This window comes from Acinetobacter sp. ANC 4178 (assembly GCF_004331175.1).
Classification (GTDB): Bacteria; Pseudomonadota; Gammaproteobacteria; order Pseudomonadales; family Moraxellaceae; genus Acinetobacter.
In genome coordinates this window covers 20674-35461 of record NZ_SJOD01000003.1, presented here as the reverse complement: position 1 = coordinate 35461, position 14788 = coordinate 20674, and the positions used below count along the sequence as shown (strand labels likewise).

15 protein-coding genes are annotated in these 14788 nt (G+C 39.0%); 7 read left to right on the top strand and 8 right to left on the bottom strand.

The window, feature by feature from the left end:
• Window positions 1–5: 5 nt before the first annotated feature.
• Window positions 6–434, top strand: coding sequence for a DUF3887 domain-containing protein (locus E0H87_RS07255; protein WP_227547328.1), 429 nt, complete (start codon window positions 6–8; stop codon window positions 432–434).
• Between the two features lie 63 nt (window positions 435–497).
• Here the strand turns inward: E0H87_RS07255 and gltP are convergent, their stop codons facing one another.
• The 5 genes from gltP to E0H87_RS07230 form a co-directional block, all read right to left on the bottom strand.
• The gene (gene gltP, locus E0H87_RS07250; protein WP_131322982.1) at window positions 498–1793 is read right to left on the bottom strand and encodes a glutamate/aspartate:proton symporter GltP; all 1296 of its coding nucleotides are present in this window, start codon (window positions 1791–1793) and stop codon (window positions 498–500) included.
• A gap of 253 nt (window positions 1794–2046) precedes the next feature.
• Window positions 2047–3153, bottom strand: coding sequence for an ABC transporter permease (locus tag E0H87_RS07245; RefSeq protein ID WP_131322981.1), 1107 nt, complete (start codon window positions 3151–3153; stop codon window positions 2047–2049).
• Window positions 3150–4280 carry an ABC transporter permease gene (locus E0H87_RS07240; RefSeq protein ID WP_131322980.1) on the bottom strand — a complete coding sequence of 377 codons (1131 nt, stop codon included), beginning with the start codon at window positions 4278–4280 and terminating at the stop codon, window positions 3150–3152. The genes E0H87_RS07245 and E0H87_RS07240 overlap by 4 nt, the downstream gene beginning before the upstream one ends.
• The gene (locus E0H87_RS07235; protein WP_413773118.1) at window positions 4280–5395 is read right to left on the bottom strand and encodes an HlyD family secretion protein; all 1116 of its coding nucleotides are present in this window, start codon (window positions 5393–5395) and stop codon (window positions 4280–4282) included. Before E0H87_RS07235 ends, E0H87_RS07240 begins: the two co-directional genes overlap by 1 nt.
• A gap of 66 nt (window positions 5396–5461) precedes the next feature.
• On the bottom strand, window positions 5462–6922 hold the full coding sequence (locus tag E0H87_RS07230; protein ID WP_227547340.1) for a TolC family protein: 1461 nt from the start codon (window positions 6920–6922) through the stop codon (window positions 5462–5464).
• Between the two features lie 211 nt (window positions 6923–7133).
• Between E0H87_RS07230 and E0H87_RS07225 the strand changes: the two genes are divergently transcribed.
• Complete coding sequence (locus E0H87_RS07225) at window positions 7134–7808, top strand: hypothetical protein (RefSeq protein WP_131322977.1); 675 nt, start codon at window positions 7134–7136, stop codon at window positions 7806–7808.
• Window positions 7809–7928: 120 nt separating this feature from the next.
• Window positions 7929–9008, top strand: coding sequence for a 3-phosphoserine/phosphohydroxythreonine transaminase (serC, locus tag E0H87_RS07220; protein WP_131322976.1), 1080 nt, complete (start codon window positions 7929–7931; stop codon window positions 9006–9008).
• 56 nt (window positions 9009–9064) lie between these two features.
• Here the strand turns inward: serC and E0H87_RS16050 are convergent, their stop codons facing one another.
• A complete protein-coding gene (locus E0H87_RS16050; RefSeq protein WP_016165926.1) occupies window positions 9065–9205 on the bottom strand; it encodes a hypothetical protein in 141 nt (46 codons plus the stop codon).
• A gap of 417 nt (window positions 9206–9622) precedes the next feature.
• Window positions 9623–10552: a hypothetical protein gene (locus E0H87_RS07215; protein ID WP_131322975.1), complete on the bottom strand. Its 930-nt coding sequence runs from the start codon at window positions 10550–10552 to the stop codon at window positions 9623–9625.
• A 287-nt stretch (window positions 10553–10839) separates the two neighbouring features.
• Here E0H87_RS07215 and E0H87_RS07210 point away from each other — a divergent pair, with 287 nt between their 5' ends.
• Window positions 10840–11316 carry a YaiI/YqxD family protein gene (locus E0H87_RS07210; RefSeq protein WP_171458353.1) on the top strand — a complete coding sequence of 159 codons (477 nt, stop codon included), beginning with the start codon at window positions 10840–10842 and terminating at the stop codon, window positions 11314–11316.
• Window positions 11317–11328: 12 nt separating this feature from the next.
• Window positions 11329–12240 carry a DMT family transporter gene (locus tag E0H87_RS07205; RefSeq protein ID WP_131322974.1) on the top strand — a complete coding sequence of 304 codons (912 nt, stop codon included), beginning with the start codon at window positions 11329–11331 and terminating at the stop codon, window positions 12238–12240.
• Between the two features lie 9 nt (window positions 12241–12249).
• Here the strand turns inward: E0H87_RS07205 and E0H87_RS07200 are convergent, their stop codons facing one another.
• Window positions 12250–12819 carry a PilZ domain-containing protein gene (locus tag E0H87_RS07200; protein WP_131322973.1) on the bottom strand — a complete coding sequence of 190 codons (570 nt, stop codon included), beginning with the start codon at window positions 12817–12819 and terminating at the stop codon, window positions 12250–12252.
• A gap of 25 nt (window positions 12820–12844) precedes the next feature.
• Between E0H87_RS07200 and E0H87_RS07195 the strand changes: the two genes are divergently transcribed.
• Together E0H87_RS07195 and lolD are read left to right on the top strand one after the other, a co-directional pair.
• Window positions 12845–14080, top strand: coding sequence for a lipoprotein-releasing ABC transporter permease subunit (locus E0H87_RS07195; RefSeq protein WP_131322972.1), 1236 nt, complete (start codon window positions 12845–12847; stop codon window positions 14078–14080).
• Window positions 14073–14759 (top strand): lipoprotein-releasing ABC transporter ATP-binding protein LolD, encoded by a 687-nt coding sequence (gene lolD, locus E0H87_RS07190; protein ID WP_131322971.1) that lies wholly within the window; start codon window positions 14073–14075, stop codon window positions 14757–14759. The genes E0H87_RS07195 and lolD overlap by 8 nt, the downstream gene beginning before the upstream one ends.
• Window positions 14760–14788 lie beyond the last annotated feature (29 nt).

Below are 14788 nucleotides of genomic sequence, written 5' to 3'. Positions count from 1 at the left end.
GAATGATGATGAAAATGAAATATGCGATTTTAGCATCGGTAATGGTGTTCAGTGGATGTGAGCTGGGACAAGAGAAAATTCCTGACCCAAGTGCTGAGCAAGCACAAGTTGCTCAAGAAGCCTATGATAATTTACGTGCGCAGAATTTTGACCAATTGATGACGCATTTTGAACCAGAGTTGCAAGCACGCTATCAAGGTAATCAAAAAGGCATGCAAAAATTTGCACGTGGTTTACCTCAAGAGCATTATAAAACCAAGAAAATCGTGTCAAAGAAATTGCACAATGAAGCCAATCAGCCAAGTAAATATACTGTCACCTATGAATACGGTTATGATAAAAACTTAGTGCAATATGATGTCAGTTTTGATAAACCAAATGGCAGTAGCAAAATTCGAGATATTAGTGTGTCTATATTTGGTGAGAAAATTTAATGGGCACAAGTTACATGAAATAAAAAAGGACGCCGTAGCGTCCTTTTTTATATGCAATTAAAATTACAAAGTATCATTCAGTTGTACATTGTAGTTTTTTTGCTTTTCAGTATCGAATTGACCTTCCCATTTACTGATTACGAGAACAGCCAATGCATTACCCACCACATTCAATGCAGTACGCGCCATATCTAAAATACGGTCGATACCCGCAATAAATGCTAGACCTTCAAGTGGAATCCCCACACTGCCTAAAGTCGCCAATAGCACCACGAAAGAAACACCAGGTACACCTGCAATACCTTTAGAGGTAATCATTAAAGTAAGCACTAAAATGATTTGCTGACCCAAGCTTAAGTCAATGCCATAGAGCTGAGCAATGAAAATCGCGGCGATACTTTGATACAGTGTTGAGCCATCCAAATTGAATGAGTAGCCAATTGGAATGACAAAACTGGTAATTGTTTTTGGTGCACCATAAGCTTCCATTTTTTCCATAATACGTGGAAGAACGGTTTCTGAACTGGCAGTTGAGTAAGCTAAAATCAATTCATCTTTTAAGATTTTGATAATGGTCCAAATGCTGAATCCGCAAATTTTGGCAACAAACCCTAATACAATAAAAGTGAAGAAGAAAATAGCGGCATACACCAATACTGCAAGTTTGACCAATGGAAGTAATGAGCTAAAACCAAAGTTTGCAACTGTCGCAGCGATTAAGCCGAATACACCTAAAGGCGCAAACTTCATGATCATGTGTGTAACTTTGAACATTGTCTCAGAAACACCATGCAATACCTGAATCAGCGGTTGTTTAGTTTCTTTAGACAAAGAACCTAAACCAATACCAAACAATACCGAGAAGAAAATAATCGGTAGCATTTGACCGCTAGTTAATGCAGCAAAGATGTTGGGTGGAATTAGCGACAAAATGGTTTGTACTAAACCATGTGAATGTTGGCTAACTTCGTGACTAGTTTCTTGATATTTTGAGATATCGACTTGAGTTAGCGTCGACATATCAATACCAGCACCTGGCTGGAATACATTTGCAGCAACCAAGCCAACAATGATGGCAATAGTTGTAATAATTTCAAAATATAGAATAGTTTTGAAACCAAGTCGGCCGACATTGGTGCCATGACTTGTATTTGCAATGCCTAGAATCAGCATTGAAACCACAAGTGGGATTACAATCATTTTGATGAGGCTAATAAATATTGAGCCTAATGGACTCAATAAATTAGTTACAAAGGCATCACGATATTCAGGAGAATAATGCAGAAAAGAGCCTAAAAGGACACCTAAAATGAGTGCAATTACAATTTGCCATGCAAGGCTTATCTTAATTTTTTTCATACTCAGCTCAGAAAAAAAATTAGGGGCAAAAAATATCTGCAAGAACTCTTATGCTGCATCAAAATACGATGGCATGAAAAAAAGAAGAATGCTGGCAGATGGAAGGTGGCTATTGTGAAGTTATTATGAAGAATGAGCGATCTTTTTTTAACTTATTATTATTGATTGATGATTATTTATACCGTTTTATTCAATAATACGATTGTATTTAAATATACCATTAGTTTGTAGGATAAAAGTGGTGAATAAACGATTAGTTGCGTGTGTTAGATAAGCGATAATATGCCCAGCTTAAACAGACAGCTGCAAAAACGCTCAAATAAATGAGCTTAGGTATCACCATTTGCGTAGGCACACCCATCTGATTCAATTGAATAAACATTTGAATGCCTTGAGTGGAGGGTAGAACTGAGCCTAAGTATTGCATCCATTGTGGCATAGCTGCATGTGGCCATGCCGTACCCGAAAGTAAAAATAGCGGAATGGAGGTGAAAACAATGAGATGACCTGCACGTTCAGGAAGATCTAGATAAGAAGCCAAGACCAGACTTAGTCCAATCACACTGCTTATAAAAATTGGGACAGCAATTAGCATTCCCCAAAAATTTCCGCCACGCGGATAGTCATATAACCAAAAGGTAAAACCAAATAAATAAAAGCAGCCCAAACAACCTATGCTTAGCGCAGCAGCATATAAGCCCCAAAACTCAGTTGTTTTGCTCCGCCAATTTGAGTTGCGATAACCTGCAACCAGCATACACAAGCCCAAGACAATGGTTTGATGGATAATTAATGGGGCAATCGCTGGAAAAATATAACTGCCATAGCCTGAAAGGGTATTAAATAGTGGAATTTGATGAACTGAAAGGACGGGTGAAAAATGTGAAATCTGTCCAAACTTTTCTGCGCGTTCAGCGAGGGTATTTTCAATGGCTGTTGCCAATCCCAAACCAATTTGTTTGGTTCTTAAGAAATAGGCAGCACTTAAATATAACCCTACACCTCCGACTTCACCGCGATGAATACTATTAGACAAATTATTTGGTAATAGCAAAATACCATCGGCACGTTGCTGCTTTACCCACATCTCTGCTTCGGCAAAATTTCCTGTTACAGCACGAACCTGAATATTTGGACTGTTACTTGCTGCATTAATGATACTGGCAGTTAAAGTGCTTTGCTCTTCATCCACAATAATGATGGGTAAGGCTTGAGCATGTTGTGCTTTATATGCGGTGGGGTAGAAAAAACTATAAAAGAAGATAGAAAGCACCATCGTGGTAAGAATGGAACTATTCTTTGTAATATCTTTGAATGTTTTTACAAAGTAGAAAAGAAATGACTTTAATGTTTGTTTCATTCCTGCACCTCTACACGACGTTTTTTTAATAACAGGAGAGAAGTTGTCCAATAGAAGAGGCAATAAAAACCTAGAATTGCTAAAGGAATGAATGAAAGTTGTATCGGACTACCAACCACCCATTGTTCGGTTTGTAGCTTGGCATAAGGGGTATAGGGAATAATATTTGCCCAAAATTTGGTAAATGCAGGAGCATTATTTAAGGGGAGTGTCACACCTGCAAAACTTAAGGATGAACCGCCATATACAGCAATAAAGCCAAAAGTTTTGGCTAAATTATGAGTAGCTAATACTACAGTTGTACTAATTAAGGCATAGGCAAAATAAAATAAAAACTGAGCTAAAAGTAGTAGCCAGAGTTGACCAGCCACAAACCACCCTCGAATTTCTATAAGCCAGAACATCCATAGCCATGTCCAAATACTGAAAATAAAAACATAAACAAGAATTTTACTGAGTAACGCTGTCCATATTGTTGAAGATCTGAGCCAGTTTTTTGCAGACCCAAATTGAAATTCTTGACCTACGGAAAATGCCACACAACAACAGAGTAATAAATGTAGAACAGCAGGAATGACAAAAGGTTCTAAATAAAATTCGTAACTGAGGCTTGGATTATAGAGTGGCGAGATTTTGACATTAGGGGTAGGGATGTCTAAGTAAGGAATATTATTTTCTAAATAATTTTGTCCCATGTAATTTGCCATGGCTTGCACAGTACTGCTGAGCATCGCAGAAGAAATAGAATTTCCCACACTGAAGTAGCTTTGATTAAACGCAAGAGCAATTTCAGCATCCTTGGCTTGAACCAGTCGTTGTTCAGCACCTTCTGGAATGAGTACGTAGCCCCAAATTTTTGTTTCATTCAGCAGGCGTTCGGCCTCATTGGAATCGGGCGTTACGGTATAAATAGCCAAGCTTTGATTACTGGATAAATATTTTTCGATATTACGACTTAGATTACTTTGATCTTGATCAATAATCGCAATGGGTAAATGTTCAGGCTTTCCCTGCGCAAACATACAACTAAATAGAACAATAACACCTAGCGGGGCGAGAGTAACTAAACACAAGTCCCATTTGTGTGTGATTAAATAGCGAAGTTCACGCCAGAGACCAGCCCACATCAGGATGGCTCTTTGACTTTAAACAGTACACTCATACCAACTTTAAGATCTGGGATGGGCGTACTTGGCGTTAAATGGAGCTTAAAACTACGGATGTCGTAGCCTCCAGTTTGTCGTGTGGTTTTAATGGTGGCAAACTCACCCTCTGCATCAATGTTTTCAATTTTAAATTGTGCAGTTTTATTTAAAGCGGGAATAAATCCTTGCAATGTTTTGGCTTGATAGACCTGAGCATACTGATCTTCACGAACATTTAAACTCACCCAGAGCTCATCGTCTAAAATAATACTCATGACAGGCACGCCAATCGCGACTAATTCTGAGACTTTGCCGTAAGTTTTGGAAATCGTACCATTTACAGGTGAAAATAATTTTGTTTCAGCATCTAGCGCATTGGCTTCTGCCACAGCAGCTTTGGCGATTTCGACTTGAGCATCGGCTGTGGATTTTTGTTCGGTTGTACTTCCACGTTTTGCTCGAGCATATTGTTGGTAGGCAGCTTCAGTCAACTGAGCAGCTGATTGCGCAGCAGCTTGCATTTCATCACGACGTTGACGAGAAATAACACCCTCCTGAAAGAGTTTGGCCCCACGTTGATAGGTGGTTTGAGCCAAGTTTTGTTGAGCTTTCATCGCTTGCCAGTTGGCAAATAGGGTATCAATATTCTCTTGTTGTGAGCCTCGATCAGCTGTCGATTGCAGTGCCAGTGCAGATTGCAAAGTAGCCAGTGCCTGCTGCTTTTTAGCATCAATCTCAGGGCTATACAAACGTACGAGGGGCTGATTTTTTTGAACTTTTTCACCATCATGGACATAGAGTTCTTCAATGCGGCTCGGTATTTTGGTACTGATATGAAGGGTTTCCGCTTCAACTCTTCCTTGTATTTCAACCATTTTGGGTTGGTAGCTTTTCCACAAACCAAATGCAATCAATCCAAGCAGTAAGATGACAAGGACAATACCAATACTTTTAATAAGCTTAGTTTTAGATGTTGGATCAGTCTCTTTTTCAGAGACATCATTTAGGTGTTCTGCTGAATTTTCTGTCCCAGTGTTATTTTCGGTCAGTTGCTCTGATACATCAGTTTCAGATTTACCTGCATTTTCTTCTTCCAATGAGGAAGCATTCGGTTCTTGATCAGGTGTTGATTGATCTTGATGCATGTGGTTTCCCCATTAAAGTTAACGAATAAATTGTGTATTTTTTTGATTTACATAGCTTTGAAACTCAGCGATGGAACCATGGTTTTGTAATAAAGTGGCTAATGACATGACATATTTATACGCATTCAGTGCCATTTCAGATTTAAGAGCGGTCATGGCATTTTGAGCATCAATGACTTGTGTGGCTGTGCCCATATCTTCTTTAAATGAAAGCGTTTGAATGCGTAAATTCTCTTGAGCGGCTTGCATGTTTTGTTGCAGTAAAACATGACTTTGTTGTGCAGTTTCAAGCTCGCTATACGATTTATAAATTATATTTTCGATCTCTTGCTTGGTGCGCTGAGTGGTTAACTGTAAAGCGTATCTTTGTAATTCAGCAGCTTGTATATTTTTCTGTTTGTCGATGCCAGAAAATAAATTGTACTGAGCGGCAATACCAACAATCCAGTTTTGATGTTCATCTAAGCTGTATTCACCGAAGGCAAATACAGTCGGCTTTTTGGCTGCCGATTCCGCTTTTACTTTTACTCCAGCAAGTTCGGTATCCTTTTGCAGTTTTTGAACCAGAGAGGATTGTTCAGGGTAACTGGCTAATAATTGATTAATCGAATGATTTTGGGTTGTATTGACAAAAAGAGGCGTGCTTAATTCTGTGATTTCACTGCTTTGCAGGAGATTATTCAACTGAAACAAGCTGGCTTGTAGGTTGGCTCGGGCATTTTGTGCTAAACGTTCAGCATTGTTTTTAGCAACTTCAAATTGCATGCGTTGCCCTTTACTAATAAAGCCTTGCTGTTCTAATTTCAGCGCATTTTGATAATGCGTTTGCATCGCTTGAGCATTAAAGCGACTTGCCGCGAATAATTGTGTCTGTAACTGCGAGTTAAAATAGGCTTGAATAATTTCGAAACGCTGAAGGTCTTGTTGCTGTTTATTATTGATGACACTGCGTTCGGACTGAATTTGTGCCATTTGTTTGGCACTTGAGGTCAGTCCGCCAGTATATAAAGGCATAAAAACAGAAACGGTCGGGCGTACAACTTGGTCATCTAAATTTACAGTCGTCTCATTGGGAATTAACCCAACACCACGGTCAATGACTTGCCCAACACCATCTTTTAGCGTGTCTGTAACTCCAGTGGGTATGCCACTATTATTTTGCCATTGATCAATTTGATTATTCACACCCTGAGTAAGCGTATTATCCAGATTGTTTTTTAAGGAATTTAGCGGCACATCTACTTCATTATGAAAGGCATAAGCACGCACATTTAAATCAATACGCGGCAGTCCAAGCCCTTTCACTGCTTCGGCTTGCAGTTGAGCAGATTGTTGTAGAGCTTGCGCAGCTCGAGTGCTATAGGATTGAGTCAGTATGTTTTGTTCAGCCTCAATATAGCTAATTGATTTTGCATAACTTGGAGTATGAAATAACACGCTCGTGCATAAGCAAATAAAACCAGAGAAAACGGGATTCATGGTCGGCATTAATTTTCTTGGTTTTAATTGAAAGCACTGTGGCATTAATCAAACTCGCATTGTCGTTGTAATGAATTATACAGATCTTTATTTTATTGGTGTAAACGAGCGCGTTTACATTTTGAGTGTCGCCGATGCTAGACTCATTTTTCTGTCAATATATAATACGATAAATTTAAATTTTTAAAAAATAACCTAGATAAAAATAGTTATGGCTGAATATGTTTTCAATATGCAAGCGCTTGCTTCAATACAATCAGACCAGATCAGTATTCATCAAGCCTTAGATTTATTTTATCAAAACAATGGTTTTGCCCCGATTCAAGCTGAACAAGAACCTTGTACTGTTCATGTTTATAATGGCTGCTTGCTCGTGCCACTTCCGAATATTGCACTCAGACATAAATATCTAAAATATCATGACTTACACCATATTTTAACAGGTTACAGCGTCGGTAGAATTGGTGAGGGCGAGGTCAGCGCTTGGGAGTTAGGAACGGGTTCTATGTTGAATCATCCCATACTTGGCATCATGAATTTAATTGCACTTTCGACGGGATTTTTCTTAAAACCACAACGAATGTGGTTGGCATTTCAGCGCGGAACCACCTGTCAAAATTTGTATACGCCGTCCACACGTAACTGGATTGATGCACATGGCAATACATTTTTAAAAGATTTAAAAGCACGACATCTAACGGAGCAAAAAAATAAAAAAATTCAGGTATGGCGTTATGTGGAGTTTGGTGGATATTTAATATTCGCGATACTGATTCATGTGCTTGTGGTTATTCCAGCATTAATTGTGCGTATAGTCAGTTACTTAGTGGCAGGAGAGTCTTTAATTAAAGCCATTCAACCTAAAAAAAGAACTGATCTTTATTGATGTTTTGACTTTAAATACCCGACAGCATTGAAATATTTTCAGGATAATTTACTGCAAGCCTGAGCAAGATATGATTAAATGCCATCATTTTATTGTGTTTCACCTCTGAAAGGAAAAATCATGCGCGCGTACAATTTCTGTGCTGGTCCTGCTGCATTACCTACTGCCGTTTTAGAAAAAGCTCAACAAGAGATGTTGGATTGGCATGGCAAGGGATTGTCCATTATGGAAATGAGCCACCGTAGCAAAGATTATGTTGCGGTTGCAGAAAAAGCAGAAGCTGACTTACGTAAGCTCATGAACATTCCAGAAAATTACAAAGTTTTGTTTTTGCAGGGTGGAGCATCATTACAGTTTTCTGCAATTCCTTTAAACCTGTTAGGTAAAAATAATAAAGCCGACTATATCCATACGGGTATTTGGTCTGAAAAAGCCTTGCAAGAAGCTCAACGTTATGGCGATATTAATGTTGTAGAAGCTGGAACAAAAATTGACGGTAAACTGGCAATTACACCACAAAGTCAATGGAATTTATCAGCGGATGTTGCTTATGTGCATTATGCGGACAATGAAACGATTGGTGGTTTACAGTTTGCGGGTATTCCAGAAACAGATAAACCATTGGTCTCTGATTTGTCATCAAGCATATTGTCTGCACCTTTAGATGTGTCTAAATTCGGTCTGATTTATGCTGGCGCACAAAAGAATATTGGTCCAGCAGGTTTAACTCTGGTCATTATTCGTGAAGATTTATTGGATCAGGCAAAACCTGAAATCCCAAGCTTGCTAAAATATTCGGCTCAAGCTAAAAATGATTCTATGGTGAATACGCCATCAACGTATGCATGGTATTTGTCTGGTTTGGTGTTTGAATGGTTACTTGAAAATGGTGGTGTAGATGCCATGCATCAAGTGAATCTACAAAAAGCCCAATTGCTTTACGGTTATATTGATTCTAGCGACTTCTATGCAAATCCAATTGTAGAAGCAAACCGTTCAATCATGAATGTACCATTTACTTTGGCAAATCCTGACTTGGAAAAGTTATTCTTGAAAGAAGCTGAAGAAAACCACTTGTTGAATTTGGCAGGCCACCGTTCTGTGGGAGGCATGCGTGCAAGTATTTATAATGCTGTTCCTTTAGAAGGGGTACAGGCATTGGTTAACTTTATGGATGACTTTGCAAAACGTAACGGTTAATCCTAATATGCAAAAACCCATCTGAATAAGATGGGTTTTTTATTTTAAGCATCAAATTAAAGAATAAACTGGTGCAGAATATAAGCCGATGACATCATGCCAAAAATAAAAAAAATGCATGACATCACATCAAGAGGGTAGCGTTGTTCAAGTTGAGTTTCAACGCGCTGTAAATTTTCTTCTTGTACGATTTTCATAGATATTTCGTTCCGATCTATATTATCGTTAAATCCTATTGCTTGTTCATATTATAGACATAAAAAATTGATTAAATAAAGTACTAATTTGCATTAATTCGAAAATCGTGCATATTTTAATTTAAATAACTTCTCTATATTCAATAAATCTAACTTTTACTCAGTATTATTATAACTAAATGTTTTTATTTGTTTTTTATTTTAAGAGGAATACAGCCTTAAATAAATTTAAAATTGTGGATAACTCTATATTATTTGAATTTAAAAAAGAATCTTAAAATAAAAAATGTGGATAAAATATAAACAAAAAAATGCGGCTATACTTTTGATTCGAATAAATACGAAAAAACGGAATACAAATTATTGATCCATGACGATCTCTGTATTCCGTTTTTTAACGCTATCTTGATGAAAAAACTAGTTTTTTGAGTGAATACTTACTTGAACCCAAATATTGCCACGAATGTATTGACCAATATTAAAATGTTTATATTGATCATCTTTGGTCGCAATACGAATGAGTGTGGCTTCTTGATTTTCATCATGAATAAGCGTTACATCATAGAGCGTATATTCTTGTCCCATAAATTCTAGGCTGGTTTTGCCAACAATATTACCTTGGAACCAAGCTTCATCTTCTTGCCCCATTTTTTCGCCATACAAATAAGCAACCATTTTGGAGAAATCTACTGTGACAGGTGCTTTGTCATCCTCACACTTAGGTTCCCAAGCATTGATTTGTTCTTGTAGATTGGCAGGTGCAATGCCGTCATTGGCTGCAAGAATATCGTTCAAGGCACGATGGTGCTTAATCGAAGCTGGATCATCTACAACCAGTTGCTCATGCTCAGAAACTGCTTCTAATTCATAGGCCCATGCATTTAATTGGACTAAGTACGTTTGATCTTTTTGGTATTGATCATGATTGACGCTATAGAGGCTATCAAAGGCATAGACAATGCTGTTATCACCTAAATTTAAACGCAGTACGGCTTGTGTATTGGATTTACAAGTAATAATACGCTCAATTGAGGCTTTGACTTTGTATGGGCTTTCAAAACTCGGAAAAGCGGTTTTAACTGCTTTAGGTTTGTTGTTTTCAACCGCAATGACTTGGCACAGTTGGACTTTTTCTTTGCTAGGACCTTGAATAAGCCATACAGATGTATCCATATCACATTCTTCACGACAAAGCCCCATCGGCATAATGGGTGCATCAAGTGCCAGACCTAACCATTTGGGAACTTCAGTGGTTGGATTTTCTGTCAGCAGATTCCAATGTTCTACATGGCTGCCGAAGTTTTGATCTTCGATGCTGATCATTTCTGGTCTGTTTTGATTTTTCATAAGCACAATTTTGAATGTTCAGTGGCTTTAATCTATTAATCGAGGGTGATTTGGAGATTTCAAGTCTATCTGGATGAAAATAAGGGTAAAAATACAAACTAAGTGATGAATCTGGACTGAGCAAGTAAAGCCTGTTGTATATTTGTCATAATCTTGCTTTTAAATGAACAGATTGTTTTTATTTGCTTTTTTAATAATATTATACTTTTCAAGTATATTTAAAATGAACAGCAGAGTAATGCTTGGCTTTTTGCTACACTGAGCAGACTTTTTTTTTAACATCGTAGATGCCTGTGCTGCCTTTTAAACTTTGGGTTGATGCTGATGCATTACCAAAAATTTTACGTGAAGTCATTTTACGTGCTTCAGATCGCTATCAGTTGGAAGTGACTTTTGTAGCCAATCAAAACGTGGGGATTACGCCTTCGGTACGTATTAATTCCATACAAGTGATGAGTGGTGCCGATGCAGCTGATCAAGAAATTGTGTCGCGTATGCAAGCCAATGACATTGTGATAACCCAAGATATTCCTTTGGCAGCTCAGGTGATTGAGAACGGCGGAATTGCGATTCATCCTCGTGGTGAAATTTATACGACAGCGAATGTCAAAGCACGCTTACATTTACGTGATTTTATGGACACCTTACGCGGGGCTGGCGTACAAACGGGTGGACCACCGCCAATTTCAGAACGGGATAAACGCGAATTTTCGAGCAGTCTTGATCAAACCATTCAAAAGCAAAAGCGCAAAACCAGCGTTTAAGTGGAATTGACTATGCCATCCAAAGCCAATTTGGCGTCTACCTATGCATTATTGGTATTCATCTGGGCAACGACGCCTTTAGCCATAGTATGGAGTGTTTCTGACATCCATTTAATGTGGGCTTTGGTGTTGCGCTTTTTTATTGCATTACCGTTGGCTTTGGGTCTTGTTTATATCCTCAAAGTGCATTTGCCATTTGACCGAATCAGTTTGCAAAGTTATCTGGCAGGCGCAGCGAGTTTTATTGGTTCGCAAATCTTTACTTATATGGCGACCCAGTATTTATCCTCAGGGATGATTGCTTTGATGTTCGGTTTAGCTCCGATTATGGCAGGACTGATAGGTCGCTTTGCTTTTCAACAACATTTACATCGTCTGCAATGGTTAGGTATGACGATTTCGGTGTCAGGTTTAGCTATTATTTGCTTTACGGGTAGCCAGCAGCATGTGCATCCGATTGGTATTTTATTGATGCTGCTCAGCGTATTTATTTATGCTTTATCGATGTTTTGGGTAAAAAAAGTCAATGCGCCGATTAATCCAATTGCACAAGCCACGGGATCGATTCTGATTTCAAGTCTTGCGGCGGCTTGTTTAATTCCTTTCATTTGGCAGTATGCACCTACTCATATGCCACAACTGAAATCGGTGTTGGCATTATTTTATACGGTGATCATGGCATCCCTGATTGCCATGTTCTGTTATTTTAAATTGGTACAAAACTTACAACCGACCACCATTTCATTAACTACCGTCATGACGCCAATTTTAGCAATGTTGATTGGGGCAATACTCAATCAGGAAATGTTGTCACTGATGGTCTTTGTGGGGGCGGGTATTTTATTGTTAGGTTTGTTTATCTATTTTTATCGAGATTTAAAAGCGAGCAAAGCACTCGCTCTGAAAGTAAAGCGATCCAGATAGTTCATGAGTCTAGTCTGGAGATTGTTCAAAGTTGACACATTCAGCCAGTTTGACTCGATCTTGTGGATGTAGAGTAATGAAATATGCCCCTGTACGGTATTTTCCTTTCCCTTCATCACGGCTATACACCACTTGCGCAGTTGCAGCAATATGGAAGAAGTTTTCAGGATGGCTTAAGGTGACATGAATATAAGTACCTTCCTGAATCTCACGATCGCTATGGAAACTAAATCCGCTCTCTGAAAAATTGACATGTTCGGGCACAGGTAACATGGACTGTACAATTGCATCGTATAAAGACCCTGTAATCAGGTTTAATTTTTGATTGAATAAGGATAATATTCGAGCAATTTGTTGATCTTTTTCAGTTAATTGTTCTAATTCGTAGTTTAATGCCAGATCAAATTGATCTAATTCTGCGAGTAGTAGAAAATAGCGGGGCAAGACAAAATTTGGATCGTAAGGATCATTAAGAGCAACATCATCAGAAATAATCTGATAGTTAATTCGCAAGGCAGCATCGATACGTGACATAACGCGACGTTCCGCTGAGGCGCTTTGATGCTGTAAATTTTCCATAATGTATTACCTCGGACTAGATGGTATGTTTAAACCAATCTCGCTGTACATCGGGCTAAGATATACTCGCGCACGGCGTAGCAACCACTTTATTTCTTTTATTGCTCTGGTTTCAATGATCGGTCTCACATTAGGTGTGGCTGTCCTCATTACAGTTTTATCTGTGATGAATGGATTTGACCGAGAATTGAAAAACCGTGTACTGGGCATGATACCTCAAGCCACTGTTTCATCAACACAAATTTTAACAGATTGGCCTGAACTTGCAAAAAAAGTTGAACAGCATGAACATGTTAAAGGTGTAGCACCCTTTACACAGTTGCAGGGCATGATCACTGCGCATGGTCAGGTTTCTGGTCTTATGGTGACAGGTATTGAGCCAGAATACGAGAAAAAAGTCTCGATTATTCAAGACCACATGGTCGAAGGTAATATTGATCAATTAAAAAAAGGTGAGTTTGGTATCGTTTTAGGCAAGCAGTTAACGGATGCGTTGGGCTTGGGTCTGAATGATAGTGTCACTTTGGTCTTGCCAGAAGCGACACCTTCACCAGCAGGTGTGGTACCTCGCTTCAAGCGATTTAAGATTGTCGGTATTTTTAGTATTGGTGCAGAAGTCGACTCTATGATGGGTTATATCGCACTCAATGATGCTTCAACGCTGCTTCGCTTACCTGATGGTGCACAAGGGATTCGCTTAAAGCTGGATGATATTTTTGTTGCCCCGCAAGTGAGTAATGATATTGTGCGCGAATTGCCAGGCAACTATTACGCCTCAGACTGGACGTATACCCACGGGAATTTGTTCAGTGCAATCCAGATGGAAAAGGCAATGGTTAGTCTATTGTTGTTCCTAATTGTTTTGGTTGCAGCATTTAATATTGTTTCTTCACTGGTCATGGTGGTAACGGATAAGAAGGCAGATATTGCGATATTGCGAACGCTCGGTGCTTCACCTGCCACCATTACCAAAATTTTTATGGTGCAGGGTACGGTTATTGGGGTCATTGGTACTGTAGCGGGTGCAGTTTTAGGTATTATTTTGGCGACAGGAATCAGTGGTTTTATTGATTGGGTAAATACTACACTCGGTTTACATTTATTCGATGCTTATTTTATCAACTACTTACCATCCTATTTAAGATGGCAAGATGTGGTGATTATTGTCAGCCTGTCTTTAATTTTAAGTTTCTTGGCGACCATTTACCCAGCCTTGCGTGCTGCCAAAATTCAACCTGCGGAGGCTTTGCGTTATGAGTAACGTGGTATTAGAAGCCAAAAATGTGGTCAAACATTTTACGGATGGCAAATCAACGGTTGAAGTGATTAAAGGCTTATCTTTAAAAGTCCATGCAGGTGAGTTTATTTCAATTGTAGGGTCAAGTGGTTCGGGTAAAAGTACCTTGCTGCATGTGTTAGGGGGATTAGATCGTCCTACAGAAGGGCAAGTCTGGCTCAATGGTCAGCGCTTCGACCATATGGGCGAGGCAGAGCGGGGTTATTTACGTAATCAGCATCTTGGTTTTGTTTATCAGTTTCATCATTTATTGCCAGAATTTTCGGCTTTAGAGAATGTCGCAATGCCTTTGATGTTACGTGAAGGGACGAATTATAAAGACGTCAAAGAACAGGCAGAATATTTATTAAACCGTGTTGGGCTATCACATCGTTTAACGCATAAGCCAGGCGAGTTGTCTGGTGGTGAACGCCAACGTGTCGCGCTTGCACGTGCATTGGTGGCAAAACCGGCCTTGATGATGGCGGATGAGCCTACAGGTAATTTAGATCGGAAAACTGCGGTTAAAATTTTTGAATTACTCAGCGATTTACGCCAAGAATTTAACATGGCCATGTTAATTGTGACCCATGATGAACAATTGGCGCAAACGGCAGATTCTATTTTGCATATGCAAGATGGGCTTTGGGCCGACCCTCAATAAAATTTAAATTCTTCTGTTGCACTTGAAGC

Excerpts from the sequence above, each read along its gene's own strand:
- E0H87_RS07205 (WP_131322974.1), top strand. The coding sequence starts at position 11,329 with ATGCCATCCAAAGCCAATTTGGCGTCTACCTATGCATTATTGGTATTC.
- lolD (WP_131322971.1), top strand. The coding sequence starts at position 14,073 with ATGAGTAACGTGGTATTAGAAGCCAAAAATGTGGTCAAACATTTTACG.
- E0H87_RS07210 (WP_171458353.1), top strand. The coding sequence starts at position 10,840 with ATGCCTGTGCTGCCTTTTAAACTTTGGGTTGATGCTGATGCATTACCA.
- E0H87_RS07240 (WP_131322980.1), bottom strand. The coding sequence starts at position 4,280 with ATGTGGGCTGGTCTCTGGCGTGAACTTCGCTATTTAATCACACACAAA.
- E0H87_RS07245 (WP_131322981.1), bottom strand. The coding sequence starts at position 3,153 with ATGAAACAAACATTAAAGTCATTTCTTTTCTACTTTGTAAAAACATTC.
- gltP (WP_131322982.1), bottom strand. The coding sequence starts at position 1,793 with ATGAAAAAAATTAAGATAAGCCTTGCATGGCAAATTGTAATTGCACTC.
- E0H87_RS07195 (WP_131322972.1), top strand. The coding sequence starts at position 12,845 with ATGTTTAAACCAATCTCGCTGTACATCGGGCTAAGATATACTCGCGCA.
- E0H87_RS07215 (WP_131322975.1), bottom strand. The coding sequence starts at position 10,552 with ATGAAAAATCAAAACAGACCAGAAATGATCAGCATCGAAGATCAAAAC.
- E0H87_RS16050 (WP_016165926.1), bottom strand. The coding sequence starts at position 9,205 with ATGAAAATCGTACAAGAAGAAAATTTACAGCGCGTTGAAACTCAACTT.
- serC (WP_131322976.1), top strand. The coding sequence starts at position 7,929 with ATGCGCGCGTACAATTTCTGTGCTGGTCCTGCTGCATTACCTACTGCC.
- E0H87_RS07255 (WP_227547328.1), top strand. The coding sequence starts at position 6 with ATGATGAAAATGAAATATGCGATTTTAGCATCGGTAATGGTGTTCAGT.
- E0H87_RS07200 (WP_131322973.1), bottom strand. The coding sequence starts at position 12,819 with ATGGAAAATTTACAGCATCAAAGCGCCTCAGCGGAACGTCGCGTTATG.
- E0H87_RS07230 (WP_227547340.1), bottom strand. The coding sequence starts at position 6,922 with ATGAATCCCGTTTTCTCTGGTTTTATTTGCTTATGCACGAGCGTGTTA.
- E0H87_RS07225 (WP_131322977.1), top strand. The coding sequence starts at position 7,134 with ATGGCTGAATATGTTTTCAATATGCAAGCGCTTGCTTCAATACAATCA.